Source organism: Streptomyces thermocarboxydus, assembly GCF_024760485.1.
GTDB lineage: Bacteria > Actinomycetota > Actinomycetes > Streptomycetales > Streptomycetaceae > Streptomyces > Streptomyces cellulosae.
Genome location: NZ_CP058273.1, coordinates 5,383,015 through 5,408,393, shown reverse-complemented (window position 1 = coordinate 5,408,393; position 25,379 = coordinate 5,383,015). Strand labels below are relative to the sequence as shown.

General features: G+C 73.2%; 20 protein-coding genes, 1 pseudogene and 1 riboswitch. Of the genes and pseudogenes, 5 read left to right on the top strand and 16 right to left on the bottom strand.

The features are described from left to right. Window positions 1-15: 15 nt before the first annotated feature. Window positions 16-2,145, top strand: coding sequence for an SDR family NAD(P)-dependent oxidoreductase (locus AY578_RS24950; RefSeq protein ID WP_215048838.1), 2,130 nt, complete (start codon window positions 16-18; stop codon window positions 2,143-2,145). Here AY578_RS24950 and AY578_RS24945 read toward each other — a convergent pair. Continuing rightward, entirely contained in the window at window positions 2,142-2,540 is a 399-nt protein-coding gene (locus AY578_RS24945) for a winged helix-turn-helix transcriptional regulator (RefSeq protein WP_019526349.1), read from the bottom strand. The genes AY578_RS24950 and AY578_RS24945 overlap by 4 nt on opposite strands. A gap of 150 nt (window positions 2,541-2,690) precedes the next feature. On the opposite strand from AY578_RS24945, the gene AY578_RS24940 reads away from it, so the two are divergent. Then, window positions 2,691-3,419: an alpha/beta fold hydrolase gene (locus AY578_RS24940; protein WP_137208808.1), complete on the top strand. Its 729-nt coding sequence runs from the start codon at window positions 2,691-2,693 to the stop codon at window positions 3,417-3,419. Here the strand turns inward: AY578_RS24940 and AY578_RS24935 are convergent. The 9 genes and pseudogenes from AY578_RS24935 to AY578_RS24895 form a co-directional block, all read right to left on the bottom strand. Further along, a complete protein-coding gene (locus tag AY578_RS24935) occupies window positions 3,416-4,609 on the bottom strand; it encodes a vWA domain-containing protein (RefSeq protein ID WP_215048839.1) in 1,194 nt (397 codons plus the stop codon). The genes AY578_RS24940 and AY578_RS24935 overlap by 4 nt on opposite strands. Window positions 4,610-4,620: 11 nt before the next feature. Further along, window positions 4,621-5,814 carry an AAA family ATPase gene (locus AY578_RS24930; protein ID WP_136238792.1) on the bottom strand — a complete coding sequence of 398 codons (1,194 nt, stop codon included), beginning with the start codon at window positions 5,812-5,814 and terminating at the stop codon, window positions 4,621-4,623. A 102-nt stretch (window positions 5,815-5,916) separates the two neighbouring features. After that, window positions 5,917-7,674, bottom strand: coding sequence for an ankyrin repeat domain-containing protein (locus AY578_RS24925; RefSeq protein ID WP_215049310.1), 1,758 nt, complete (start codon window positions 7,672-7,674; stop codon window positions 5,917-5,919). After that, window positions 7,671-8,807: a leucine-rich repeat domain-containing protein gene (locus tag AY578_RS24920; RefSeq protein WP_137208812.1), complete on the bottom strand. Its 1,137-nt coding sequence runs from the start codon at window positions 8,805-8,807 to the stop codon at window positions 7,671-7,673. The genes AY578_RS24925 and AY578_RS24920 overlap by 4 nt, the downstream gene beginning before the upstream one ends. A gap of 108 nt (window positions 8,808-8,915) precedes the next feature. Beyond that, window positions 8,916-8,988, bottom strand: a pseudogene (locus AY578_RS24915). Window positions 8,989-9,066: 78 nt separating this feature from the next. Further along, window positions 9,067-9,717, bottom strand: a complete 651-nt coding sequence (locus AY578_RS24910) for a thymidine kinase (RefSeq protein WP_019526345.1) — start codon at window positions 9,715-9,717, stop codon at window positions 9,067-9,069. Window positions 9,718-9,763: 46 nt separating this feature from the next. Then, entirely contained in the window at window positions 9,764-10,990 is a 1,227-nt protein-coding gene (locus tag AY578_RS24905) for an alkaline phosphatase family protein (RefSeq protein WP_028960121.1), read from the bottom strand. Further along, window positions 10,990-11,574 carry a DUF5998 family protein gene (locus tag AY578_RS24900; protein WP_019526343.1) on the bottom strand — a complete coding sequence of 195 codons (585 nt, stop codon included), beginning with the start codon at window positions 11,572-11,574 and terminating at the stop codon, window positions 10,990-10,992. Before AY578_RS24900 ends, AY578_RS24905 begins: the two co-directional genes overlap by 1 nt. A 51-nt stretch (window positions 11,575-11,625) precedes the next feature. After that, window positions 11,626-14,481: a bifunctional acetate--CoA ligase family protein/GNAT family N-acetyltransferase gene (locus AY578_RS24895; protein WP_258905561.1), complete on the bottom strand. Its 2,856-nt coding sequence runs from the start codon at window positions 14,479-14,481 to the stop codon at window positions 11,626-11,628. A 174-nt stretch (window positions 14,482-14,655) separates the two neighbouring features. Here AY578_RS24895 and AY578_RS24890 point away from each other — a divergent pair, with 174 nt between their 5' ends. Beyond that, window positions 14,656-14,937 carry an HPr family phosphocarrier protein gene (locus tag AY578_RS24890; protein WP_006136411.1) on the top strand — a complete coding sequence of 94 codons (282 nt, stop codon included), beginning with the start codon at window positions 14,656-14,658 and terminating at the stop codon, window positions 14,935-14,937. 136 nt (window positions 14,938-15,073) lie between these two features. On the opposite strand, the gene AY578_RS24885 is transcribed toward AY578_RS24890, so the two are convergent. The 4 genes from AY578_RS24885 to AY578_RS24870 form a co-directional block, all read right to left on the bottom strand. Then, window positions 15,074-15,778 (bottom strand): GntR family transcriptional regulator, encoded by a 705-nt coding sequence (locus AY578_RS24885; RefSeq protein WP_258905556.1) that lies wholly within the window; start codon window positions 15,776-15,778, stop codon window positions 15,074-15,076. A 222-nt stretch (window positions 15,779-16,000) separates the two neighbouring features. After that, the gene (locus AY578_RS24880; protein ID WP_019526340.1) at window positions 16,001-16,774 is read right to left on the bottom strand and encodes a M23 family metallopeptidase; all 774 of its coding nucleotides are present in this window, start codon (window positions 16,772-16,774) and stop codon (window positions 16,001-16,003) included. A 12-nt stretch (window positions 16,775-16,786) separates the two neighbouring features. Further along, window positions 16,787-16,952: riboswitch (cyclic di-AMP (ydaO/yuaA leader) on the bottom strand. Between the two features lie 199 nt (window positions 16,953-17,151). Next, window positions 17,152-18,540, bottom strand: a complete 1,389-nt coding sequence (locus tag AY578_RS24875) for a M16 family metallopeptidase (protein WP_161231003.1) — start codon at window positions 18,538-18,540, stop codon at window positions 17,152-17,154. Further along, on the bottom strand, window positions 18,537-19,919 hold the full coding sequence (locus AY578_RS24870; protein WP_161231004.1) for a M16 family metallopeptidase: 1,383 nt from the start codon (window positions 19,917-19,919) through the stop codon (window positions 18,537-18,539). Before AY578_RS24870 ends, AY578_RS24875 begins: the two co-directional genes overlap by 4 nt. A gap of 567 nt (window positions 19,920-20,486) precedes the next feature. On the opposite strand from AY578_RS24870, the gene AY578_RS24865 reads away from it, so the two are divergent. After that, window positions 20,487-22,940 (top strand): DNA gyrase/topoisomerase IV subunit A, encoded by a 2,454-nt coding sequence (locus tag AY578_RS24865; protein WP_019526337.1) that lies wholly within the window; start codon window positions 20,487-20,489, stop codon window positions 22,938-22,940. Here AY578_RS24865 and AY578_RS24860 read toward each other — a convergent pair. Then, complete coding sequence (locus tag AY578_RS24860; RefSeq protein WP_258905555.1) at window positions 22,937-23,995, bottom strand: CobW family GTP-binding protein; 1,059 nt, start codon at window positions 23,993-23,995, stop codon at window positions 22,937-22,939. The two genes, AY578_RS24865 and AY578_RS24860, sit on opposite strands and share 4 nt — an antisense overlap. Window positions 23,996-24,314: 319 nt before the next feature. Between AY578_RS24860 and AY578_RS24855 the strand changes: the two genes are divergently transcribed. Further along, window positions 24,315-24,872 carry a DUF6082 family protein gene (locus AY578_RS24855; protein WP_258905554.1) on the top strand — a complete coding sequence of 186 codons (558 nt, stop codon included), beginning with the start codon at window positions 24,315-24,317 and terminating at the stop codon, window positions 24,870-24,872. Between the two features lies 1 nt (window position 24,873). On the opposite strand, the gene AY578_RS24850 is transcribed toward AY578_RS24855, so the two are convergent. Continuing rightward, a complete protein-coding gene (locus AY578_RS24850; RefSeq protein WP_019526334.1) occupies window positions 24,874-25,113 on the bottom strand; it encodes a hypothetical protein in 240 nt (79 codons plus the stop codon). Window positions 25,114-25,379 lie beyond the last annotated feature (266 nt).

Here is a 25,379-nt window from a genome sequence, read left to right as displayed (position 1 = left end):
AAGGGCGCGGACACGATGGGTGCAGGGCGGGACACGGCGGGACCGGGACGGGTGGCCGTCGTCGGCGGCGGCATAGCGGGGATCGCGGCCGTGAAGGCGCTGCTCCAGGCGGGCGTCGAGGTGTTCGGCGTCGAACGCGCCGAGGAGCTGGGCGGGTTGTGGCGGCCGGCTCCGGACACCGCCGCGTACGAGGGGCTGCGGCTCAACACGTCCAAGCCGCGCACCGAGTTCTCGGACCACTCGATGCCGGAGGACTGGCCGGACTACCCGACCCGCGCCCAACTTCTCTCCTACGTCCGGGACTACGCCGAGCGCTTCGACGTCCCCCGGCACTTCCGGATGGGCACGGAACTGACCGCCGCCCGGCGCACCGAGGACGGCTGGCTGCTCGAACTGACCGGCCCCGAGGGTGCGTACGAGGAGACGGTCGCGCATCTCGTGGTGGCCAACGGGCACAACCACACCCCGCGTCTGCCGGAACCGCCGTACCCCGGCGACTTCGAGGGCACCGCCTCCCACGCGCACGCCTACCGCGAGCCGTCCGAGTTCGCGGGACGCCGCGTGCTGGTCGTCGGCACGGGGAACAGCGCGATGGACATCGCGACGGAGCTGGTCGGGCACGCGGACGAGGTGCTGATCTCCGCCCGGCGCGGGGTGTGGGTGCTGCCCAAGACGCTGTTCGGCCGCCCGGCCGACCAGTGGAACGGAGCCTTGGCCGCCGTCCTGCCGTGGCGGCTGCGCCAGCGGATCTCGCAGACGATGCTGCGGCTGGCGGCGCGGGGCACGGAGGGTCCGGCGCTTCCGCCGTCCCCGGAGGGCGTGCTCCAGGACCACCCGACGCTGAGCGACACGGTCCCCGAGCTGGTGCGCGCCGGGAAGATCGGCGTACGCGCGGGCATCGAGCGTTTCGAGGGGCGCCGGGTGCGCTTCTCGGACGGGCAGGAGGACGAGGTGGACCATGTGCTGTGGTGCACCGGGTACCGGGCGACCGTGCCGTTCCTCGACCCGGCATTGGTGCCCGACCCGGCCCGGCTCCCGCTCTACCGGCACGTGTTCCCGCTGGACGACGAGGCGCTGTCCTTCGTCGGACTGATGCAGTCGACGGGATCGGCGCTGCCGGTGGTGGAGGCGCAGAGCCGGCTGCTCGCCGCGTACGTGACCGGGCGGCTGCGCAGGCCGTCGCGGGACCGGATGCTGGCGTCGGTCGCCACCGAACTGCACGCCGCGCGGGAACGCTGGGGCAACAGACGGCCGCACATGCGGATCGACGTGGACCAGTATCTGCGCCAGGTGGCGCGGGACTTGGCGGGCGTGCGGAAGGCGACGCCGCTCGCGGGGCGGCGGGTGATCGTGACGGGCGCGGCGGGGACGTTCGGGCGGGCACTGGGCGAGCGGTTCACCGAACTCGGCGCCCGTGTGGTCGGGTTGGACCTGCATGCCGACGCGTCGGCGCCAGTGCCGGTGGTGGGCTGCGACCTGACCGACCCCGAGTCGGTGACCAAGGGCGTCGAGGAGGCCGTACGGCTGCTCGGCGGGGGCGTGGACGTGCTGGTGAACAACGCGGGCCGGGGCGGACCGGCGCCGGCGGAGCTGCGGCCGTCCACGGAGGTCCATGCGCAGCTCGGCCTCAATCTGCTGGGCGCGTGGGACGTGACGGCCGCCGCTCTCCCCCACCTCGAACGGGCGCGCGGCCGGGTGGTGTTCGTCGCCTCGCGGATGGCGGTCCTGCCGCTGCCGCTGGCCGCCGCGTACGGGGTGTCCAAGCGGGCCCTCGCCGCGTACGCGGACACGCTGCGGCTGGAGGTCGGCACGCATGTGGGCGTGACGACGGTCTACCCGAGCATGGTGAACAGCCCGATCCACGACAGCACGCGGGAGGCCGGCCTCTCCCTGGACGGGGTGTCGCGGCCGGAGCCGCTGGAGGGCGTGGTGTCGGCGGTGGTCGCCGCGGTGACCGCACGCCGGGCCCCGCGCGACGTGGCGACGACACGGCGCGGCCGGGCGGAGATGGCCCTGGCCCGCCACGCCCCGTCCCTGGCCGACCGCATCGTGCGCCGCACGGTCGCGGCACGCGTGGCGGCGGGCGCCTTCGCCGAGGCCCCGCTGGCGGAGGGGTTGCGGCGGCGGTATGGGCGGGCGGACTAGGAGGGCGGCAGGGTCGTCTCCGGCCGGGAGTCGTACGCGTCCCGCGCGGCATGGATGCCGTCCAGGTTGCTGAGGGACCACTCCAGCAACGGCGCGGTGGCCTCGCGCAGGGTCGTGCCCATCGGTGTGAGCGCGTAACTCACGTGCGGCGGCATGACGTTGTGGACGGTGCGGGTGAGGATGCCGTCGCGTTCCAGGCTGCGCAGGGTGACGGTGAGCATGCGCTGGCTGATGCCGGTGGTGGCGCGCTTCAGTTCGGTGAAGCGGCGCGGTCCCTGGCTGAGGTTGCGGACGACGAGCAGGGACCACTTGTCGCCGACGATGCCGAGGACGTCGCTGGTGCGGCACGGGTCCTGCCGGTGCGGCATCGGTGACGGGTCGTCGGCTGCGGTCATGGTTACCTCCAGGGAACCGGGTCACCGGAATGTGCCTTATTGCCCCAGGTCGGGCGGGTGCACCACGATGAACGGGCGGTTCCTGAAGCGTACCGAGGCACGGAAGGGAACCGCCTGCCCTCTCATGCCCCTTTCCTGGAAGGCTCCCCCGTGTCGACTTATCTTCTTGTCCATGGCGCCTGGCACGACGGCCGGTGCTGGGACCGTACGGCCCCGCTGCTGGAGGCCGCCGGCCACCGCGTCCTCCGCCCGTCCCTGACCGGCTACGGCGACAAGGCGCACCTGCTGGGCCCCGAGGTCGGCCTGGACACCCATGTCGAGGACGTCGTCCGGCTGATCAAGGACGAGGACCTGACCGACGTGATCCTGGTCGGCCACAGCTACGCGGGGCTGGTGATCTCGTCGGCGGCGAACGAGGTCCCGGAGCGGGTCGCGCACCTGGTGTATCTGGACGCGATGGTGCCGGAGCACGGCGAGACCGCGGTCGACGCGCAGCCCGTCACCCAGCACCTGATCGACGCCGCCGCTTCCACGGACACCCCGTGGCGTATCCCTCCGTTGCCGGAACTGCCTCCGCCCTTCGGCCTGTTCGGGGTGACCGACCCGGCGGACCAGGAGTGGCTGCGCGGCATGCTGTCCGACCACCCGGTGCTGTGCCTCCAGCAGCCGGCGCGCCTGGACAACCCTGCGCTGCGCCAGGTCCCCCGCACCCACGTCCACTGCGTGGGCGCGACCCCGGAGGGCATCGTGCGGCGGCCGGTGCCGGAGGTCCAGCCCAACGGGACGCCCTCGCGGGTGCGGGAGCTGCCCACCGGCCACGACTGCATGATCACGATGCCGGTCGAGCTGAGCGAGCTGCTGCTCGACGTGGCCGGTTAGTCCGGCGCCGCCGGGACGCGCACCGTTTCCACCCAGTGCGGCGGCTCGGGGGCGCCGTCTCCGATCAGGGCCGCGATCAGACGGCAGGACGGGGTTTCGGCGGGCCAGGGGGTCAGCCCGTCGGTCAGCACGATCACGATCGACGGGCGGTCGGGGGACGCGAGCGCGGCGTCGATGCCGACACGCATGTCCGTGCCGCCCCCGCCGCCGAGCGTGACCTGCTCGGCCGACGTCACCCGCGACACGGCGTGCACGTCGGCATCGCAGGCGAGGACGGTGACGCGGTTGCCGCGGACGCCGACCTCGCGCAGGACGCCCGTGATCTCGGCCAGCGCGGCGGCGAGTTCCGCGTCGCCCATCGAGCCCGAGGTGTCGACGACGACGGCCACCCAGGGCAGCGGACGGCGCAGGCTCGGCAGGACCACACCGCGCAGCGCCGGGGTACGGCGCGAGGGACGGCGGTAGGTGTAGTCGACGGCGCCGCCCGCCCAGGCGGCGGCCTCCCGCACCGCGCCGGTCAGGGCCTGCCGCCAGTCGACCGTGGGGTCCAGGACCTGCTCGGCCCAGCGCCGCCAGCCGCCGGGCAGGGAGCCGCGCGAGCGCACGTGGGCGCGCATCGCCTCGGCGGTGTGCCGGCGCAGCGCCTGCGCCTCGGCCTCGCCGACCCCGTCGGGGCCGCCGGCCTGCGGAAGTTCCCACGGTGCGGGGGTGCCGTGGGCGCCCGAGCCGCAGTCGTGTTCCCGGACGTGCGGGGGCAGCGCCGGCAGGTACTGCTCGAACAACTGCCCGTCGGGCAGGCCGTAGAGGCGGGGTTCCACGCGTCCGGCGGGCAGGCGCAGACGGTCCGCCAGGAGATCGTCGTTGATCTCGCAGTCCTGGGCGACGTTGACGCGGTAATGGTCGCGCTGGTCGGCCGCGGGGAGGCGTCCGGCGCGGCCGTGGTGGTCGCGCAGCAGGTGGGCCACCTCGTGGATCCACACGCCCGCGAGTTCCTCGACGGGCGTCGCGTCGACGAACGCGGGCGACACGTAGCACCGCCAGTGCCGGTCCACGCCCATCGTCGGCACCGCGCTGCTCGCCACGATGCCGAGGGCGTACAGCGCCGACGCCAGATAGGGGCGGTCGTGCGCCGCGCGGTAGCGGGCGGCGAGGAGTTTGGTGCGGTCCAGGCCGTCGCGGGGGTCCGTCATGCCCGCTCGCCTCAGCGGCCGCCGGGCAGGGCCCCGGACAGCTGCAGCAGATCGAGGAACGCGTCGATGCCGGGCGGTACGGGCCAGTCCAGCCGGCGCATCGCCGCGAGGTCGGCGGCGGCACGGGCGGCCACGTCCGGCACGCCCGCGTCGACCGCCTTGGCCAGCACGGCCCAGGCGGCCTCCCAGCGGGGCCGGGTGAGGTCGCTCTGCACGGCGGCCACGATCGCGATGAGGAAGGCCAGTTGCCGGTCGCCTCGGTCCGGGAGCGCGAACGCGCCGGGGTCGGCGAGGACCCGCTCGGGGTCGGGCAGGTCCAGGTGCTCCAGGTACGACAGCAGCTCGATACCGGCGCCGTCCCCGACGGCCCCGGTGAGCGCGGCGGCCGTGGCCTCCCGGCCCGCGCCGGTCGCGTAGGCCGTCGCCAGCAGCCGCAGCGCCATCTCCCAGGTGCGCGGGGACGGCCAGGAGCGGCCGCGGGTCTCCGCGTCGCCGGGAAGCTGGTGGACCAGGCCGGGGCGGGCGGTGAGGAAACCGGAGACGGCGCCGCGCGCCCGCGCCACGGCGCCGGGGACCTTGGCGGGGTCGACGACCGGGACCGTCGCCTCCGGCCAGGTTCCGGCCATGCCGCGCGCGACCGTGGCCGGGTCGTGGGTCCAGTGGAGGTGGACGAAGCGGTTGGCGAGCGGCGGGCTGAGGTGCCAGCCGTCCGCGGCGCTCGACGGCGGGTTGGCGGCGGCGACGATCCGCACCGCGTCGGGCAGGACCAGGCTGCCGACCCGGCGTTCCAGCACGACCCGCAGCAGCGCCGCCTGCACGGCCGGCGGCGCGGAGGACAACTCGTCGAAGAACAGCAGGCCGTGCCCGGCGTCCCGGAGCCGCACCGCCCAGTCCGGCGGGGCCATGGGCACGCCGGTCGCCGCCGGGTCGTCGCCGACGATCGGCAGCCCGGCGAAGTCCGAGGGCTCGTGGACGCTCGCGATGACCGTCTCCAGGGGGAGGCCGAGTCCGGCGGCGAGCTGTTCCAGTCCGGCCGACTTGCCGATGCCGGGCTCGCCCCAGAGGAGGACGGGCTGGTTGGCCGTAACCGCCAGCGCCAGGGCCTCCAGTTGGGAGCTGGTGGCAGGCTCGGTGCGGCGGGCGCGCAGCCGGGAGACGAGGGCGTCGGCGGCGGCCAGCGGGTCGGGGGCGGGGGCGGTGGTCAAGGCGGGGGTTCCTCGCTGTGCTGGGCGGGATCGTGGTGCGCGGGCCGGGGCCGCGCGGGAGCGGGGAGCGGGAGCGGGTCGGTGGCCGCCCGTCCCGACGCGCTAGTCGTCGTCCTCGTCGTCGCGGGACAGGTAGTCGTCCCACCAGTCGGCGCCGACGTCCGGATACTCCTCCCGCACGCGCTTTTCGAGGAAGCTCAGGTCGGAGCGGCGGTAGCGGCGGATCACGTGCGCCAGCGACTGCTCCATGTGGTCCTCGACGTCGATCCGGGCGCCCGCGTCGAGCAGCGCCTCCACGAGGGCCGGTGACCCGCCCTCGGCGACCGCCACGAACAGCGGGGTCTTGTCCTGCGAGTCCCTCGCCTCCAGGTCGAGCCCCGCCGCGAGCAGCCGGGGCAGCAGCGGCTCGTGGTCGACGAGGTTCAGCACGTGCAGGAGGGAACGGCCGCCGGCGTCACGGACACGGCAGTCCACGCCCATGTCGAGGAGCTGGAGGACGCCGTCGGTGTCGCCGTGCTGGGCGCGGAGGAACAAGTCGCCCCGCTGGGCCTGGAGCGCCTTCGGCAGCCGGCCCTCCCCCGACGCCCAGGTCTGCTCCACGGCGAAGCATCCGGCGACGGCGCCGCCGAACGCGCGCAGGGCACGCTCGCGCCGCTGTTCCTCGTCGCTGTGCGGCATACGGAGCAGGACGCCCGGCCGGAAGCCGACCTCGTGCCACTCGCCCCGGCAGCGCACCCGGACGGTAGGGGGAGCGTCGGGACCCGGCGGGCCGCCGACACCGCCCTCGGGGTGGACGCCGGGGAACAAGGGCTCGCCGACCAGCGGATGCAGGTGTTCCCGCTCGATCCCGCCCACCCGGAGCAGGTCGAGGTCGGGGAGCCTGCGCCAGAGCGTCTCGGGCAGGAAGGGGAGGCCCTGGGCCTCGTCGTGGTCCACGACCCTCAGCGCGAGACCGGTGGCCGTCGGTTCCAGCAGCAGCCGGGTGCGCCAGTCGTCGGGGATCAGGAAGCGGTCGCCGACGCCCTCGCCCTGGAGGCGGCGGACCTCCCGCTCGAGCCGGGTGTGGTCGAGCGCGAACCTGCCGACGAGCCCCGTCGGATCGCTCCGGTACCAGCCGGGGCCGCCCTGCGGAGCCGACAGGTCGGCGTCGATGCCGGCCGCGGCGAAGGCCTCCGCGACCTGCCCTTTCTCGTGCAGCAGCGTCGCCCACTCGGCCCGGGCGGCCGCGTCCCCCGCCCCGGGATCGGAGGAGGGCAGCGCGTCCGGGCCGAGCAGTCCGCCCTCCGCGTCGAAGAAGGGCAGCCGTCCGGGGCCGCCGGCGTGCTCGCGCAGGTCGGCGGTGTGCCGCGCGTCCCACAGGTGCCGGGCGTACCGCCAGTCCTCGGTCGTGCTGCCGAAGACGCCGACCGGCCCCTCGTCGAGGAGCGTGCCGAAGCTCAGGGTGACCCGCTGCGGTCCCTGCCGCATCGCGGGTGTGGTGACGTACAGGTACGGCGTGGCGCGGGGGCGTTCCTTCGCGCCGGCCGGCCGGTAGCGGGCGAGGACGACGGTGCGGTCGTTGCCCAGGGTGGTCCAGCCGTGGAGGTTCCGGGGGAGGTGCCAGCGCACCAGATCGGGGACCAGGTGCCGCAGGTCGTCCTCCAGCGCGTCGGCGACGTCCTGGCCGAAGTGCTCGGCGACCTCCGCCAGGTCGATGCCGACGTCGAAAAGGGCTGCCGCGCAGGCGCCCCGCCAGTCGCCCGCGACACGGCGTTCGGTCGCGCGCCCGATCATGGTGCGCGGGACGGCGTACCGGCGGATCCGGCGCCAACTCGACGCCTCCGCCGGTGAGAAGCACGCGGGTGCGGTGCGGCGGCTCACCGGTAGACGCTCCCTGTCGCGCGCAGGTCGGGGTGGGCGGCGGTCATGGGCCGCAGACGCCGGGTGAAGGAGCGCTTCACCTTGCGGGGCAGGCCGGGGCCCAGGCCGACGTACTCCAGCGGGGAGTCGTCCGGGACAGCCGCCAGGAGGGACTTCGCGCCGCGTCCGGTGAGGCCGGTGTGGCGCAGCTCCAGCCGGCGCAGGGGGCTGCCGGGGAGCGCGGAGGCCAGGGCGTGGGCGCCGTCGTCGCCGGTGGCGTTGGCGGGGGCGCCGAGGCTCCGTTCCGACATGGGCCGTCCGAGGTCGAGCGCCTCGATGCCGCCCAGGGCGTCGGCGAGGGCGCGTGCTCCGGCGGGACCGATGCCGTTGCCGCCCAGGCCGAGCCGTACGGGGTGTGCGGAGCCGGCGGCGGCCGCCGCGAGCACGGCGGCGCCCCGGTCGCCGAGGTGGTTGGCGGGCAGGTACAGCTCGCGCACGCCGGCGTCCCGGACGAACGCGGCGAGCAGCTCCGCGGAGTCGGCGGTCAGGCCGTTCCCGCCGAGGAAGAGGCGTTCCACGGGGTGCGGGCGGCCGGTGAGGGCGTCCAGCAGGAGGCGCAGACTCGCCGTCGTGGCACCGGTGTTGACGAGGTCGAGGGTGCGCAGGGTGGTGTTGCGGCGGAGCATCGCGGCGAGGGCCGTGACGCCGTCGTCGCCGACCGGGTTGCGCTTGAGCCAGAGGGCACGGACGGTGCCGTCGGCGGAGAGCGCGTCGGCGAGGGCGGTGACGCCGTCGGGGCCGATGCGGTTGCAGCCGAGGTAGAGGGTGCGCAGGCCGTGGCCCTCGGCGAGGGCGCGGGCTACCGTCAACGCGCCTTCGTCGCCTATGGCGTTGGTGCCGAGCAGCACGTGCCGGGCGTGCGGGGAGGCGGCCGTGGCGGGCATCAGCCGGGCGGCGCCCGCCGCTCCGAGTCCCTGCTTGCACAGGTCGACCCGGCCGTCCGCGCGGAGGGTGCCGAGCGGGAAGGTCTCGTCGTCCTCCACCGTCCGGTCCGAGCCGAGCCTGGCCAGCAGCGGGTCCAGCCCCGCGGGATCGGCGGCCGGGACGTCCGGGTGCTCGATCGCCGGGCAGCGCACGGGGGTCGGCTGCGTCATCACCACTCCACCGGTCCGTCGCCGGTGTCCGGTCCGCCGGGGGCGGAATGGCCCCCGCCCGCCCAGGACGGACCGACGTCTGTCGACGTTTCTCCACGACTAGGGCGGCAAGACCGGTCGGATTCGAACCGACGTCCTCCAGCTTGATGCGTGGGCGCGACGACCTCTGCGCTACGGCCTTGCCAGTCGACGATCATAGCGGGACCGGCCGCAGAATTCGATCACTTGTTTGGAAAAGTACCCGGTCCTTCAAGCCCGTTCAGCTCGACGACACCGGCAGCACATCCGGTGCCAGCGCCGCCGCCCTCGCCGTCGCCGCCGTCATCCGGCGCCGGTGATGGCGCCGGCACAACACCTCGTAGCCGATCTCGTCCGCGGAGCCGGTGACATCCCCGACGACGACCTGGGCGCCCTCGACGACCATCACGCCGCCGACCGTACGGGCGTTGTGCGTGGCACGGGCGCCGCACCAGCACAGGGCCTCGACCTGGAGCACCTCGACGCGGTCGGCGAGTTCGACCAGACGCTGGGAGCCGGGGAACAGCTTGGAGCGGAAGTCGGTGGTGATACCGAAGGCGTAGACGTCCAGGTCCAGGTCGTCCACCACGCGCGCGAGCTGGTCGATCTGCTCGGGGTCCAGGAACTGCGCCTCGTCGGCGATCACGTAGTCCGCCCGGCGGCCCTGCGAGAGATGGTCGACGAGGTGCGCGTACAGGTCGGCGCCGTCCTCCACCTCCACCGCGTCCGTGACCAGGCCCAGACGGGAGGAGAGCTTGCCCTCGCCGGCCCGGTCGTTACGGGTGAAGATCATGCCGACCAGGCCGCGTGCCGACCGGTTGTGCTCGATCTGCAGAGCGAGGGTCGACTTCCCGCAGTCCATCGTTCCGCAGAAGAACACCAGCTCGGACATCAGGGGTCGGCAACCTTTCGGCAGGGGGCAGGGACGGCGGAGCGCGTCAGGAGCGTACTTCGAGCAGGGGAACCAGCTGCTCGGCAGGGGTCATGGAACCGTGGTTGCCGACCATCGCCGACTCCCTGGGCTCCCGCTCGGAGGCGACGAGCAGGACGTCGTCCCGCGCGGCGGCGATCACGTCACCGAGCCGGTGGTACACCCGCTCGTCGATCTCCGGTCCGAACCAGCCCGCGGCGATCGCCTCGTCGCGGGAGGCGACCCAGAACTGCTCGCCGAGCACCTCGCGCCAGCACGCCAGCACGTCGCCTGCGGCGCCGGGCACCGCGTACACATGGCGCGCGCGGCCCTCGCCGCCGAGCAGGGCGACGCCCGCCTTCAGCTCCCAGTCCTCGTCGAAGTCGATGCGGTGCGTCTCGTCGAACGGGATGTCCACCATGCCGTGGTCGGCGGTGACGTACAGGGCGCTGCGCGGCGGGAGTTGCTCGGCGAGGCGCTGCACCAGGCGGTCCACGTACATGAGCTGGCCGCGCCAGGTGTCGGAGTCCACGCCGAAGCGGTGGCCGGCGCCGTCGACCTCGGCGTAGTACGTGTACACCAGAGCGCGGTCGGCCAAGGCCAGTTGCTCCGCGGCGGCGTCCATGCGGTCCTCGCCGGACAGCCGCCCCTGGAAGGTGCCGCCGCTCAACGCCACCTTGGTCAGCGGGGTGTTGGCGAAGGTCGGGGAGGACACCTGCGCGGCGTGCACACCCGCGCGGTGCGCCAGCTCGAACACGGTCGGGTACGGCTGCCAGGCGCCCGGCGGGGTCCAGGGCTGCCAGCGCAGCTGGTTCATCAGCGCGCCGGTGTCCGGGTCGCGCACGGTGTAGCCGGGCAGGCCGTGCGCGCCCGGGGGCAGGCCGGTGCCGACGGAGGCGAGGGAGGTCGCGGTGGTCGCCGGGTAGCCCGCGGTGATCGGACGTCCGGTGCCGCCGCGCGAGGCGGACAGCAGGGACGTCATGAACGGCGCCTCCTCCGGGTGGGCCTTGAGCTGCTCCCAGCCCAGGCCGTCGATGAGGAAGACGCAGTTGCGGTCGGCGGGGGTCAGCTCGCCGATGCCCGCGGTCATGCCGGGGACGCCGAGGCCCGCCGCGAGGGTGGGCAGCAGGTCGGCCAGGGAGCCGGTGCCGTAGTCCGGGACGGGCGCGGAGCCGACCGCGAGGGGCTCCGGGTGGGTGTCCCAGCCGGGGGCAAGGGGTCCTCGGTCGTGGGCGGCGGGCGGGGGGTGAGCCATCAGTGCAGGTCCGCGGTCGCCTCGGAGAGGGCCTGGGCGAAGGCGAGCGCCTGGCGCACGGTCTCCGGTCCGTCACCGGCCTCGCTGACGCGCAGGCTCAGGTCGTCGGCCGTCGAGCTGCCCGTGTAGCCGTGGTCGGCCTCGCAGTCGGGGTCGCCGCAGGCGGCCGGCTCCAGGTCGAGGCGGGAGACCGCGCCCCAGCCGATGGTGAGGACGATCTCGCGCGGCAGCGTGCCCGGCGTGTACGACTCGGGGTTGGCGACCACGCGGCTGACCACGATCGACGAGATCCGGCCGAGCTTGACCGACTCGGTGGACGTGGTGGCGTAGGGGGTCGGGGAGGTGCTGTCGGCGGCCTGCTCGTCGGTGTGGCTGACGATGAAGCGGTTGGCGGTGAGGACGAGCACGGTCACGTGCCGCCGCACCTCGTTCTGGTCGAACGTCGTCTCCTGGTGGACCAGGTACGACCGCACGGGCTCGCCGCCCACGGCGGCCTCCACCGCCTCGGCCACGAGGGCCGGGTAGTAGCCGCTGCGCTCGATCGCCGCCCGCAGCCCCTGGGACGTCGTACTGGTCTTGGCCATGTGGCCCATCCTACGGGTGGCCACCGACTGCGAGGCACCGCTCGCCCCGGGTCAGTACGCGGGGAGGGTCCGGGGGCCGTGGTCGTCGCGGGCGGGCGGCGGCGCCAGGCGTACGGAGGCGCCGAGGACGCTGACGCCGTACGGGGCGACGACGACCGGCTCCAGGGTGACCGCGACCACCTCGGGATGGTCGTGGACCAGGCGCGACACCCGCAGCATCAGCTCCTCGAGCGCGGGGGTGTCGACGGGCGCCGAGCCGCGCCAGCCGAACAGCAGCGGCGCCGTGCGGATCGAGCGGACCAGCGAGGTGGCGTCCCGGTCGGTCACCGGGATCAGGCGGTGCGCCATGTCGCCGAGCAGCTGGGAGGCGGCCCCGGCGAGCCCGAAGGACAGCACTGCGCCGGCCGCCGGGTCGATGACGGCGCGGACCACGGTGTCCACCCCGCGCGGGGCCATCCGCTGCACCACGGGACGCAGCTCCTCGGGGCCGCCGAACAGCTCGGTGAGCTCGGCGTACGCCCGGCGCAGCTGGTCCTCGTCGGCGAGGTCGAGGCGGACGCCGCCGAGGTCGGCGCGGTGCCTGAGGTGCGGGGCGGTCGCCTTGAGGGCGACCGGATAGCCGAGGGTGCGGGCGGCCTCGGCGGCGGCGTCGGGGGTGGGCGCGGGCAGGGCGCGGTGGACGTGGACGCCGTAGGCGGCGAGCAGTTCGCAGGTGGCCTCGGTGGTGAGGGTGAGGCCCTGGCCGCGGGCGAGCAGCCCGTCGATGAGGGCGGCGGCGCCCCGCTCGTCGATGTCCTCGTACTCCGGCACCTTGCCGGGGTCGGCCGCGTCCCGCCTCCACTGCCCGTACGCCACGGCCTGCGCGAGCGCCCGTACGGCACGCTCGGCGGCGGGGTAGGCGGGAATGGGGTGGGCGCCCTCGGGGGGTGGTGCGGGTGCGCCCTTGGCGTCCGCCCCCGTGCGGGGTGCCGCGCGCTCCCCCGCCGGTGTGCCGCCCGCCGTGGGGACCGGGCCGGAGGCGGCGCCCGGCTGGGGCGCTGTGCTCGTCGCGGCGGACAGGGCCTCGGCGAGGCCGCCCAGTTCGACGTGGACCACGAGGACCGGCTTGGTGGGCTGCTCGGCGGCGGCCGAGCGCAGCGCCTCCGCCAGGGCCGCGTCGCCCACCGAGCCCTCCCCCACCGAGGGGATGGCGGTGACGACGACCGCGTCGGAGGAGTCGTCGGCCAGGGCGCGGGAGAGCGCCGCGTGGAAGTCGGCCGCGGAGGCGGCGGTGGTGAGGTCCTGCGGGGGGTGCGGGCGCAGCCCTTCGGCGAGGCAGGCGTCGTAGGTGAGCAGGCCCAGGGACTCGGAGTTGCCGAGGATGGCCACCCGGGGTCCGGCGGGGAGGGGCTGGCGGGCGAGCAGCAGGCCGGCGTCGACCAGTTCGGTGATGGTGTCCACGCGGATCACCCCGGCCTGGCGCAGCAGGGCGGAGACCGTGGCGTGCGGCAGCTGGGTGGCGCGGACGGCGTGCCCGCGCGGTCCGGCTCCGTGGCGCGCGCCCTGCACCACGACCAGCGGCTTGGCGGCGGCGGTGCGGCGGGCGAGGCGGGTGAACTTGCGGGGGTTGCCGATGGACTCCAGGTACATCAGGGCGACGTCGGTGTCGGCGTCCTCGTACCAGTACTGCAGGACGTCGTTGCCGGAGACGTCGGCGCGGTTGCCGGAGGAGACGAACGTGGACAGGCCGGTGACGCCGGTGACGCCGCCGCCGCGCCGGTGCAGCCGGGACAGCAGCGCGACGCCGATGGCGCCGGACTGGGCGAACAGGCCGATGCGTCCGGCGCGGGGCATGTCGGGGGCGAGCGAGGCGTTCAGCCGCACCTCGGGCGAGGTGTTGATGACGCCGAAGGAGTTCGGTCCGATGATCCGCATGCCGTAGCTGCGGGCCTGCCGGACCAGGGCGCGCTGGCGCTCCCTGCCCTCGGGGCCGGACTCGGCGTAGCCGGCGGAGACCACGACGAGGCCCTGGACCTCGTGCTCGCCGCACTCGGCGACCACCTCGGGGACCCGTTCGGCGGGCACCGCGACGACCGCGAGGTCCACGGGTCCGTCGATGTCGCGCACGGAGCGGAAGGCGGGAACGCCGTCGAGCTCCTTCTCCCCCTCCGGCAGCGCCCCGTTGACGGCGTAGAGGCGGCCGGTGAAGCCGGCGTCGCGGATGTTGCCGAGGATGCTGCGTCCGACGCCGCCGGGCGCGCGGCCGGTGCCGATGACGGCGACCGCGCCGGGGGCGAGGAGCCGCTGCACCGAGCGGGCCTCCGCGCGCTGCTCGCGCGCGTACTGCACGGCCAGGGAGCGGTCGGTGGGTTCGAGGTCGAACTCCAGGCGCACCACGCCGTCCTCGAAGCTGCGCTTCTGGGTGTACCCGGCGTCGGTGAACACCTTGATCATCTTGGTGTTGGCGGGCAGCACCTCGGCGGCGAACCGGCGGATGCCCCGCTCCCGGGCGACCGCGGCGATGTGCTCCAGGAGGGCGGAGGCGACGCCCCGGCCCTGGTGGGCGTCCTGCACCAGGAACGCGACCTCGGCCTCGTCGGCCTCCTCGCCGGTCGCGGGCCGCCCGCCCGCGCCGATGCGGTCGTAGCGCACGGTGCCGATGAAGTCGTCGCCGACGGTCGCCGCGAGCCCGACGCGGTCCACGAAGTCGTGGTGGGTGAAGCGGTGCACGTCCTTGGCCGACAGCCGCGGGTAGGGCGCGAAGAAGCGGTAGTACTTCGACTCGTCGGACACCTGCTCGTAGAAGCTGACCAGCCGCTCCGCGTCGTCCGCGGTGATGGGACGGATGCGCGCGGTGCCGCCGTCGCGCAGCACCACGTCGGCCTCCCAGTGGGCGGGGTACTCGTGGCGGTCCGACGAGGTCTGCATGGGCCCCAGAGTACGGCTCGCGTCCGACGGCGGCGCGAGGCAGTCTGTGGTGACGACCGCCGGGCCGAGGCCGCGGCCCGGGGGTCGTCGGGCCGTCCCGGACGCCGCTCCGGGCACGCGCCACGATATGGAAGACTGGTCTAGACAACCCTGAACAGCGAAGGGCAGCAACACATGGCTGAGCGCCGCGTCAACGTCGGCTGGGCCGAGGGTCTCCACGCCCGCCCCGCCTCCATCTTCGTCCGAGCCGCCACGGCCGCAGGCGTCCCGGTGACGATCGCCAAGGCCGGGGGCACCCCCGTCAACGCGGCCTCGATGCTGGCCGTCCTGGGCCTGGGCGCGCAGGGCGGTGAGGAGATCGTCCTCGCCTCCGACGCCGAGGGCGCGGACGCCGCCCTGGACCGTCTGGCGAAACTGGTCGCCGAGGGTCTCGAGGAACTCCCCGAGACCGTCTGACCACGAATTCCGCACGCGAGTGCCGTGCGACACGGAAAGGCCCGCCCGGACCACCGGGCGGGCCTTTCTCATTCCCATTTCCGGGCAGCAGAAAAAGCCCCCGCGATTTCCGCCCTCTTTGTATACGGGACTCGTGTTAATGGCGCAGGCCCGTCATGTTTACGGGATGTTGCGAGTTCCTCACACGGTCCGTGCGGACGGCGCGTTCGGCTCCGGAGCCGAACCGCAGCCGGTGTCCGGCGTTCGCCTGCTCGGTGTGCAGGGCCGTGAGGGTCCGGGCGCGCTCGCCGTCGCCGCGTGCCACGGCGTCCACGATGGCGCCGTGCTCCGCCCAGTACGCGACCGGGTCGGGCGGCCCGTCCACCGCGTACATCCAGGCGATCTTGTGCCTGAGCTGGGTCAGCATCGACGTCAGCGCCGGGCTGCCGGAGGCCTGGGCGAGCGTCTCGTGGAACCAGCCGCCCAGCGAGCGCAGGTCGTCGCTGTTGCCCTGACGTGCGCGTTCCTGCCCCAGCCTGACCAGGCCGCGCAGCACCCTGAGATGGGCGTCGGTGCGCCGCTGGGCCGCCCGGGAGGCGCCGAGCGGCTCCAGGAGCTGGCGCATCTCCAGGAGGTCGGCGGCCTCCTGCTCGGTGGGCTCCGCGACGCACGCGCCCGCGTGTCGCCGGGTCACCACGAACCCCTCGGCCTCCAGGGTGCGCAGCGCCTCGCGGACGGGGACCCGGGAGACCCCGTAGCGGCGGGCGAGCAGTTCCTCGGTGAGCCGGCCCCCGCGCTCGTAGACACCGGCGACGATGTCGTCCCGGATCGCCGTGCACACCGAGTGCGCGGGAATACGCATGACCGACCTCCGGCTTAATCCCCGTGAAACGTCGACGATTGACGTCCGTTCGTGACTCTATTGCAACCGGAGACAATTTCCGACGGCGGACCGGAATCCATACATAATTTTTGGACAGGCGGCGCATGGGCGGACGGGTTCGAAAACGGCGAAAGCCCCGGCTCGCGGGAGCCGGGGCTTGAGGGCGGGTCGGTTACGCCGCGGGGAGGGCGCGACGACGCCTCAGATGTTCACGCCGTGCGACCGGAGGTAGGCGACCGGGTCGAGGTCGGAGCCGTACTCGGGGGACATGCGCGCCTCGAAGTGCAGGTGGGCGCCAGTGACGTTGCCGGTGGCGCCGGACAGGCCGATCTGCTCACCGGCGGCGACCTCCTGGCCCACCGACACCCCGATCGACGACAGGTGCCCGTACTGGGTGTACGTGCCGTCGTGCATCTTGATGACGACCTGGTTGCCGTACGCGCCGCCCCAGCCGGCCTCGACGACCGTGCCGACGCCGACGGAGTGGACGGGCGTGCCGCTCGCGGCGTGGAAGTCGATCCCGGTGTGGCTGCCGGACGACCAGATGGCGCCGCCGCTCTGGTAGCCGGTCGACACGTAGGAGCCGGGGATCGGGGAGACGAAGGTGTTGAGGCGCTTGCGCTCCGCCTCACGCGCGGCGCGCTCCTTCTCGGCGCGGGCCTTCTCCGCCTCCTCGACGGCGCGCTCGCGGGCCGCCTCCTCGGCGGCCTTGCGCGCGGCCTCCTGGGCCGCCACGCGGGCGGCCTCGTGCTGGGCTGCGGCCTGGGCGTCGATGCGGTCGGCGACCACGTCGCCGAGGGTCACGACAGGGGTGAGGCCGGTCTGGGCGGCGGCCGGTTCGGCGGCGAGCGCGGGGGCCGCGAAGGAGCCGACGACGCCGGTGCCCGCGAGGGCCGCGACGCCCGCGGCGCGGGCGGTGCCGCGCTGGACGCGGCTGGGACGACGGTGCTTCCCGGTGGCGCGGGTGAACGCCATGTACAAGCTGGTCCTTTCCTTCCCTCTCGCCTACCGGGTTAGCTGACGGGTTCGGAGCAGGAAGGTCTCCTACGGACACCCTCGCGACACGCGCGGGCGTCCGATTCACCCCAGGGACTACGTGTGGGTCCCCGGCTCCCCTGGCTCGCGCCGTACGGGGACTCGGCGATGACTGTCCGGTGCCGCGGATGCGGCGCACTGCCCGACGAACAGCCCGCACGAAGCTAAGCGGGACATCTCGCAATCCCCAAACGAATCCATGGTTTTGTAGCGCATCCCACAGGGCAGACAGGCAACCTCCGCCCCAATTCGGGCATAAGGGAGCCCCGGTGACGTTCCCGCCGCCGGGGCTCCCGCGCGCGTGCGTTCCGCCGCGCCTACTCGGCCGTGACGACCGTGACTTCGCCGATCCCGAGCGCCTCCACGGGCTCCTTGATCTGCGCCGCGTCACCGACGAGCACGGTCACCAGACGGTCCACCGGGAAGGCGTTCACGACGGCCGCCGTGGCCTCCACCGTGCCGGTCGCGGCCAACTGCCGGTACAGGTCGGCCTGGTAGTGGTCCGGCAGGTGCTGCTCGACCTGGTCGGCCAGGGTGCCCGCGACGGCCGCGGCCGTCTCGTACTTGAGCGGCGCCACGCCCACCAGGTTCTGCACGGCGACTTCCCGCTCGTCGTCCGTGAGGCCCTCGGCGGCCAGCGTGCGCAGCACGGTCCACAGGTCGTCCAGTGCCGGGCCCGTGTTGGGGGTGTCGACCGAGCCGCTAATGGCCAGCAGCGACGCGCCCGTGCCGTCGGGGGCCGAGCGCAGCACCTGGCCGAACGCCCGTACGCCGTAGGTGTATCCCTTCTCCTCGCGCAGGACGCGGTCCAGGCGCGAGGTGAGGGTGCCGCCGAGGCAGTACGTGCCGAGCACCTGCGCGGGCCACACGCGGTCGTGCCGGTCCGGGCCGGTACGGCCGATCAGCAGCTGCGTCTGCACGGCGCCGGGGCGGTCCACGATGACCACGCGGCCGGTGTCGTCCGCGACGACCGGCGGGACGGGCCGCGGCTGCGCCTGGGAGCCCGTCCAGGCGCCCAGGGTGTCGGCGAGCAGCGCGTCCAGGTCGACGCCGGTGAGGTCGCCGACCACCACGGCGGTCGCCGTGGCCGGGCGGACGTGCTTCTCGTAGAAGCCGCGCACGGCCGCGGAGTCGATGCGCTCGACGGTCTCCTCGGTGCCCTGGCGCGGGCGCGACATGCGCGCGCTCGCCGGGAACAGCTCCCTGGAGAGCTCCTTCGCGGCGCGGCGGGACGGGTTCGCCAGCTCGTGCGGGATCTCGTCGAGGCGGTTGCGGACCAGGCGTTCGATCTCGCTGTCGGCGAAGGCGGGCGCGCGCAGGGCGTCGGCGACCAGGCCGAGCCCCTTGGCGAGCCGCGAGGCCGGCACTTCCAGGCTGAGGCGGACGCCGGGGTGGTCGGCGTGCGCGTCGAGGGTGGCGCCGCAGCGCTCCAGCTCGGCGGCGAACTCCTCGGCGGAGTGCTTGTCGGTGCCCTCGGAGAAGGCCCGCGCCATGATCGTGGCGACGCCGTCCAGGCCCTCCGGCTCCGCGTCCAGAGGCGCGTCGAGGATCACCTCGACGGCGACGACCTGCTGGCCCGGGCGGTGGCAGCGCAGCACGGTCAGGCCGTTGTCGAGGGAGCCGCGCTCGGGGGCCGGGAAGGCCCAGGGCTTGGCCTCGCCCGCCTGCGGCCGGGGGTGGAACTCCATCGTGGCGAGCTCGGTCACTTCGACGTCTCCTCGTTCTCGTCGGCGGCGGCCGCGGCGGCTTCGGTGGCTTCGGCGGCTGCGTCACCAGCCGCCGGGGCGACGGGCTCGTAGACGAGCACCGCGCGGTTGTCGGGCCGCAGGCGCGCCTTGGCGACCTCCTGGACCTCCTCGGCCGTCACCTCCAGGACCCGGCTCACGGCGGTCAGGGCGAGCTGCGGGTCGCCGAACAGCACGGCGTAGCGGCACAGTTCGTCGGCGCGCCCGGCGACCGTGCCGAGCCGGTCGAGCCACTCGCGCTCCAGCTGGGCCTGGGCGCGCTCCATCTCCTCGGCACTGGGGCCCTCCTCGGCGAACCGGGCGAGCTCCTCGTCGATGGCGGCCTCGATCACCGGCACCTCGACATCGCCGGACGTCTTCACGTCCAGCCAGCCCAGGGACGGCGCCCCGGCCAGCCGCAGCAGGCCGAACCCGGCCGCGACGGCCGTACGGTCGCGCCGCACCAGGCGGTTGTAGATCCGCGAGGACTCGCCGCCGCCGAGGACGGTGAGCGCCAGGTCGGCCGCGTCGCACGCGCGCGTGCCGTCCTCCGGGAGCCGGTAGGCGGCCATCAGCGCCCGCGCCGGGACCTCCTCCTCGACGACCTCGCGCAGCTCCTCGCCGATCACGTCGGGCAGCGAGCCGTCGCGCGGGGCGGGCTTGCCGTCGTGCGAGGGGATGGAGCCGAAGTACTTCTCGATCCAGGCGAGCGTCTGCTCGGGGTCGATGTCGCCGACCACGGACAGCACCGCGTTGTTCGGCGCGTAGTACGTACGGAAGAACTGGCGGGCGTCCTCCAGGGTCGCCGCGTCCAGGTCGGCCATCGACCCGATCGGGGTGTGGTGGTACGGGTGGCCCTCCGGGTAGGCGAGGGCGGTCAGCTTCTCGAAGGCGGTGCCGTAGGGAACGTTGTCGTAGCGCTGACGGCGCTCGTTCTTCACGACGTCCCGCTGGTTCTCCATGGACTCCTCGTCCAGGGCGGTCAGCAGGGAGCCCATGCGGTCGGCCTCCAGCCAGAGGGCGAGCTCCAGCTGGTGGGCGGGCATGGTCTCGAAGTAGTTGGTCCGCTCGAAGCTGGTGGTGCCGTTGAGCGAGCCGCCGGCGCCCTGCACCAGTTCGAAGTGGCCGTTGCCCTTCACCTGGGCGGACCCCTGGAACATCAGGTGCTCGAAAAGGTGAGCCAGGCCCGTACGGCCCTTGACCTCGTGCCGTGAGCCCACGTCGTACCAGAGGCACACCGCCGCGACCGGGGTCAGGTGGTCCTCGGAGAGCACCACGCGCAGGCCGTTGGCCAGGCGGTGTTCGGTCGCTGTCAGGCCTCCGGAGCCTGCCTGGGCTGTGGCCGTGTGACCCATGGGCATGTACGTCCCTTCGATCGCGGAGGCGGTCGTCGTCGACACCGCCGTTTCTGCCGGTCCTGCCACTGTATGCAAGCGTGCGGACGGCCGGTGGAGTTCCCGGACCGGGCGGCTACGCCGAGAGCGAGAACCTGGTGGGGCGGGTGGTGCGGGGGTGACGGAAGCGCACGGCGCGTGACGGGGGGTGTGCGCCGGGTCGCCTCTGGGGTGCGCCGTCGTGCGCCTGAGGGGTGCGGGCGGGTGGGGTGCGCCGGGGCGGGGGGGCGGTGCGCGGAGGGGACGGTGGCGCCCTCGGGCGGGGAGCGGGTCACGCTCATGCGGGGCCGCGTCGGTCACGGGGCCGCGCGGAGGCGGGGGCGCGGTCTGCGGCGGCCCCGCCAAGACCCGGACGCCGCCCGCAGGGCGACCCCGCGAAGTGCGCGGCGACGGAGCCGCGTAGCCTGCTCGCGCCGCCGTACCCGCGCCGAACCGGGCGGCAGGACCCGGGTCCTGGTCCCGCCCTGTCAGTGCGAAGGTCCACAATGGTCCGCGTCAGATCCCGTCCCACGCTTCAGCAAGGAGCCGGCAGCGATGGCCCGCCGCAGCACGAAGACCCCGCCGCCCGACGACCCGTACGAGGAGAAGATCCTCGACATCGACGTCGTCGACGAGATGCAGGGCTCCTTCCTCGAGTACGCGTACTCGGTCATCTACTCCCGCGCCCTGCCCGACGCGCGTGACGGTCTCAAGCCGGTGCACCGCCGCATCGTCTACCAGATGAACGAGATGGGCCTGCGCCCCGAGCGCGGGTACGTCAAGTGCGCGCGCGTGGTGGGCGAGGTGATGGGAAAGCTGCACCCGCACGGCGACGCGTCGATCTACGACGCCCTGGTCCGCATGGCGCAGCCGTTCTCCATGCGCCTGCCCCTGGTGGACGGCCACGGCAACTTCGGCTCGCTGGGCAACGACGACCCGCCGGCCGCCATGCGGTACACCGAGTGCCGCATGGCCGAGGCCACGAGTCTGATGACCGAGTCCATCGACGAGGACACGGTCGACTTCGCGCCCAACTACGACGGCCAGGAGCAGGAACCGGTCGCCCTGCCCGCCGCGTTCCCCAACCTCCTGGTGAACGGCGCCTCGGGCATCGCCGTCGGCATGGCCACCAACATGCCGCCGCACAACCTGCGTGAGGTCGTCGCCGCCGCGCGGCACCTGATCCGGCACCCCAACGCCGACCTCGACGCCCTGATGAAGCACGTCCCGGGCCCCGACCTGCCCACGGGCGGCCGCATCGTCGGCCTCAACGGCATCCGGGACGCCTACGAGACCGGGCGCGGCACGTTCAAGATCCGCGCGACGGTGACCGTCGAGGACGTCACCGCGCGCCGCAAGGGCCTGGTCGTCACGGAGCTGCCGTTCACGGTCGGCCCGGAGAAGGTGATCGCCAAGATCAAGGACCTGGTGGGCTCCAAGAAGCTCCAGGGCATCGCGGACGTCAAGGACCTCACCGACCGCGAGCACGGCCTGCGCCTGGTCATCGAGATCAAGAACGGCTTCGTGCCGGAGGCCGTGCTGGAGCAGCTGTACAAGCTGACGCCGATGGAGGAGTCCTTCGGCATCAACAACGTGGCGCTGGTCGACGGCCAGCCGCTCACGCTCGGCCTCAAGGAGCTGCTCGAGGTCTACCTCGACCACCGCTTCACCGTGGTGCGCCGCCGCTCGGAGTTCCGGCGCGGCAAGAAGCGCGACCGGCTGCACCTGGTCGAGGGCCTGCTCACGGCCCTGCTCGACATCGACGAGGTCATCCGCCTGATCCGCTCCAGCGAGAACTCGGCGCAGGCCAAGCAGCGGCTCATCGAGCACTTCTCGCTGAGCGACATCCAGACGCAGTACATCCTGGACACCCCGCTGCGCCGCCTCACCAAGTACGACCGGATCGAGCTGGAGGCCGAGAAGGACCGGCTGAACGCGGAGATCGAGGAGCTGACCCGGATCCTGGATTCGGACGCGGAGCTGCGCAAGCTGGTCTCGTCCGAACTGGCCGCGGTGGCGAAGAAGTTCGGCGACGACCGGCGCACGCTGCTGCTGGAGTCGGCGGCCACGCCGGCCGCGGTGCCGCTGCAGGTGGCGGACACCCCGTGCCGGGTACTCCTGTCGTCCACGGGTCTGCTGGCGCGCACCGCCGACGACCGGCCGCTCACCGACACCTCCGGGGGCAAGCGCGTCAAGCACGACGTGATCGTCTCGGCGGTCCCGGCGACCGCGCGCGGCGAGATCGGCGTGGTCACGTCGGCGGGCCGGCTGCTCCGGGTCAACGTGATCGACCTGCCCCAGCTGCCGGAGTCGATGCCGGTGCCGAACCTGTCGGGCGGGGCGCCGCTGGCGGAGTTCGTGTCCCTGGAGGACGACGAGCAGGTGGTGTGCCTGACCACGCTCGACGAGTCCTCGCCGGGCCTGGCGATCGGCACCCAGCAGGGTGTGGTCAAGCGCGTGGTGCCCGACTACCCCTCCAACAAGGAGGAGCTCGAGGTCATCACCCTCAAGGAGGGCGACCGGATCGTCGGCGCGACCGAACTGCGCACAGGTGAGGAGGACCTGGTCTTCATCACCGACGACGCGCAGCTGCTGCGCTTCCCGGCCTCGATCGTGCGTCCGCAGGGACGTCCGGCGGGCGGCATGACGGGCATCAAGCTCGGCGAGGGCGCGAAGGTCATCAGCTTCACGGCGGTCGACCCGGCGGCGGACGCGGTGGTCTTCACGGTCGCGGGCTCGCGCGGCACGCTCGACGACTCGGTCCAGACGACGGCCAAGCTGACCCCGTTCGACCAGTACCCGCGCAAGGGCCGGGCCACCGGCGGCGTGCGCTGCCAGCGGTTCCTGAAGGGCGAGGACTGCCTGTCCCTGGCCTGGGCGGGCCCCGCCCCGGCGCGCGCGGCGCAGAAGAACGGCACCCCGGTGGAGCTCCCGGAGATCGACCCGCGCCGCGACGGCTCGGGCGTGTCGCTGGGCAAGACGGTGGCCGTGGTGGCCGGGCCGGTCTAGGCCTCGGGTTCCTCGGCCTCCTGGACGTAGCGCAGGACGCCCCACATGCCGGCCTCGTCGTCGGCGTGTGGGGCGTCGTCGCTCACACACGCGTCCAGCTCGGTGCGCAGGGCGCCGGTGTCGAGGCCGGTCCCGATCAGCACGAGCTGCGTCGCCCGCCCGGCGCCGGCCGGCCACGGCTCGGGGTAGAAGCGCAGGAACCGGCCGACGGCGTGCACGGCGTACCGGTTGCGCACGTCGTAGGGGCCGAAGTCGACGTACCCCTTGATGCGGTAGAGCCCTGCGGGCCGGCTGTCGAGGAAGGCGATGAGGCGACGGGGGTCGAGAGGGCGCTCGGACACGAAGGAGAGGGTGTCGTAGCCCGCGTGCAGATGAGCGTGCTGCTCCTGCTCGGGGGCGTCGTCCCGATGGAGGTCGTCGAAGGACAACTGCCCGATGCGCTCCTCGCTCGGCCGGCAGTCGAAGAGGAACTCGGGGTCGACCCGGCCGTGCGTGGCGGGCACCACGGCGGCGCGGTCGACGAGGTCCCGAACCGTCTTCAGCACCGGTTCCGGGTCGTCCACCCGGTCGATCTTGTTGACGACCACGAGGTCGGCGAGCGCCAGATGCCGGTCGATGCCGGGGTGCGCGGCCCTGGTCTCGTCGAACTCGGCGGCGTCCACGACCTCGACGAGGCCGCCGTAGACGATGTTCGGCAGCTCACTGGCGAGGACCATGCGGACGAGCTCCTGCGGTTCGGCCAGGCCGCTCGCCTCGATGACGATGACGTCGATGCCGGCGGAGGAGCGGGCGAGCCGCTCGAGGTACTCGTCGAGCTCACTGGCGTCGACGGCACAGCAGAGACAGCCGTTGCCGAGGGACACGGTCGAGTCGCCGAGGGCGCCCGCGACCGCCATGGCGTCGATCTCGACCGCCCCGAAGTCGTTCACGACCGCGCCGATACGGCTGCCGCCGCTGCGGTGGAGGAGGTGGTTGAGCAGGGTGGTCTTTCCCGAGCCGAGGAATCCGGCCAGCACGACCACCGGAATCTGCCGCCCGCTGCTCCGCTCCGACACACGACCCCTCTCACACCTGTGCGCACACCGGCTCGCTGACGGCGTGCGCACGGACGAACGACTGACGGTCCAGGATACGAGTACCCGTAACGAGCCCGAAGTGAACGATTGTTAGCAGCATTCGCGGGGCAGACGTCTGACAAGGCGCCGGATTGTGCGACCCTCGCTTCCCTCCGTGCGCCTCCTCTCCGCCTTCCCGCCGATCAGAGCCGCTCGGCACCCTGGAAGGCGGCAAGCGCCGCCCACCGCTCGCCGGTTCCCTGAAGTCGACCCACCACCCGACGACCGGCGGACGGCGGCCTGATCGGGGGTATTTGACATGGGCACAAAGAGCGTGGGGCTGCGGAGGCTGCACTCCGTCACCGCAGCCGGTCTGGGGATGGTTGCAGGGGTAATCGCTGCGGTGGCAGCACAGCGGGGCACGTTGGACGCGATCAACCGGCGCCTTGAGCGCCTGGAAGAACAGGCCAGCAATCAGCAGCGGGCCAACCTGGCCATGCAGCAGCGGCAGCACTGGGAGTTGCTGAGCAAGGCAATTGACGACCCTGAACTGGCCGAGGTGCTGGACCTGTACGAGGTGCCTGTCACGACCCAGAAGCGCCGACAGTACCTGTTCGCGAACGCCGCGTACACCAACCTGCTGAACTACCACCGCATCGGCAACCTCACCCTGGACGAATTCTTCAAACACGCCAGAGCCTTGTTCCAGAACGCGATAGTGAGGGACTACTGGGAAGCAACACGCCACGATCGCGACAGCCTCGAAGGGACAGAGGAGGCCAAGATAGCTCAGATGATCGACGAGCTTCTGCTGCAGCTAGACGAAGCGGACACCGGCGAGTGGTGGGTTGTGGGCGAACCGCCCACCGATCAGTGACCTAAGCGTCCGGGATGTCCGGCTTCGCCTTGACCAGGGTTTCTCTGGTAATCACCACGATGCGCTCATAGTCGGCACGTGCAGCGTCGGCGGGTAGATGCGATTCCAGCGAATCAGTGACGTCCGTGCCGATGACGGCGAAGTTTCCATCGGCCAACTCGAACAAGTCGGGGCAGGTCGCCCCGGTAGCACTGCCTCGAAGACGCGGAGCGACGCCGAGACGGCGAACGATCTGACTCACTGATTTCCTCTGTTCTCTGGGCACGAGCACCAGCGCTCGATGCCGCGCGACGCGCGAGCGTATCTTTGCAGGTCCGCGCCGCTGAAGAAAACAGGCGCACAGGGGTGGAACCTGGTCGCGCCGAGAACGTAACACCCCTGCAACCCGAAGGCGTGAGGCTTCACTTTCCCGGAATAGCCCTCAAGGGTGATAAGTGCGCGAGCATTGTTACTCACCGGCATTTTCGGCATATGCCACGCAGGTAGGGCGCATTGCACCTCAGGGGG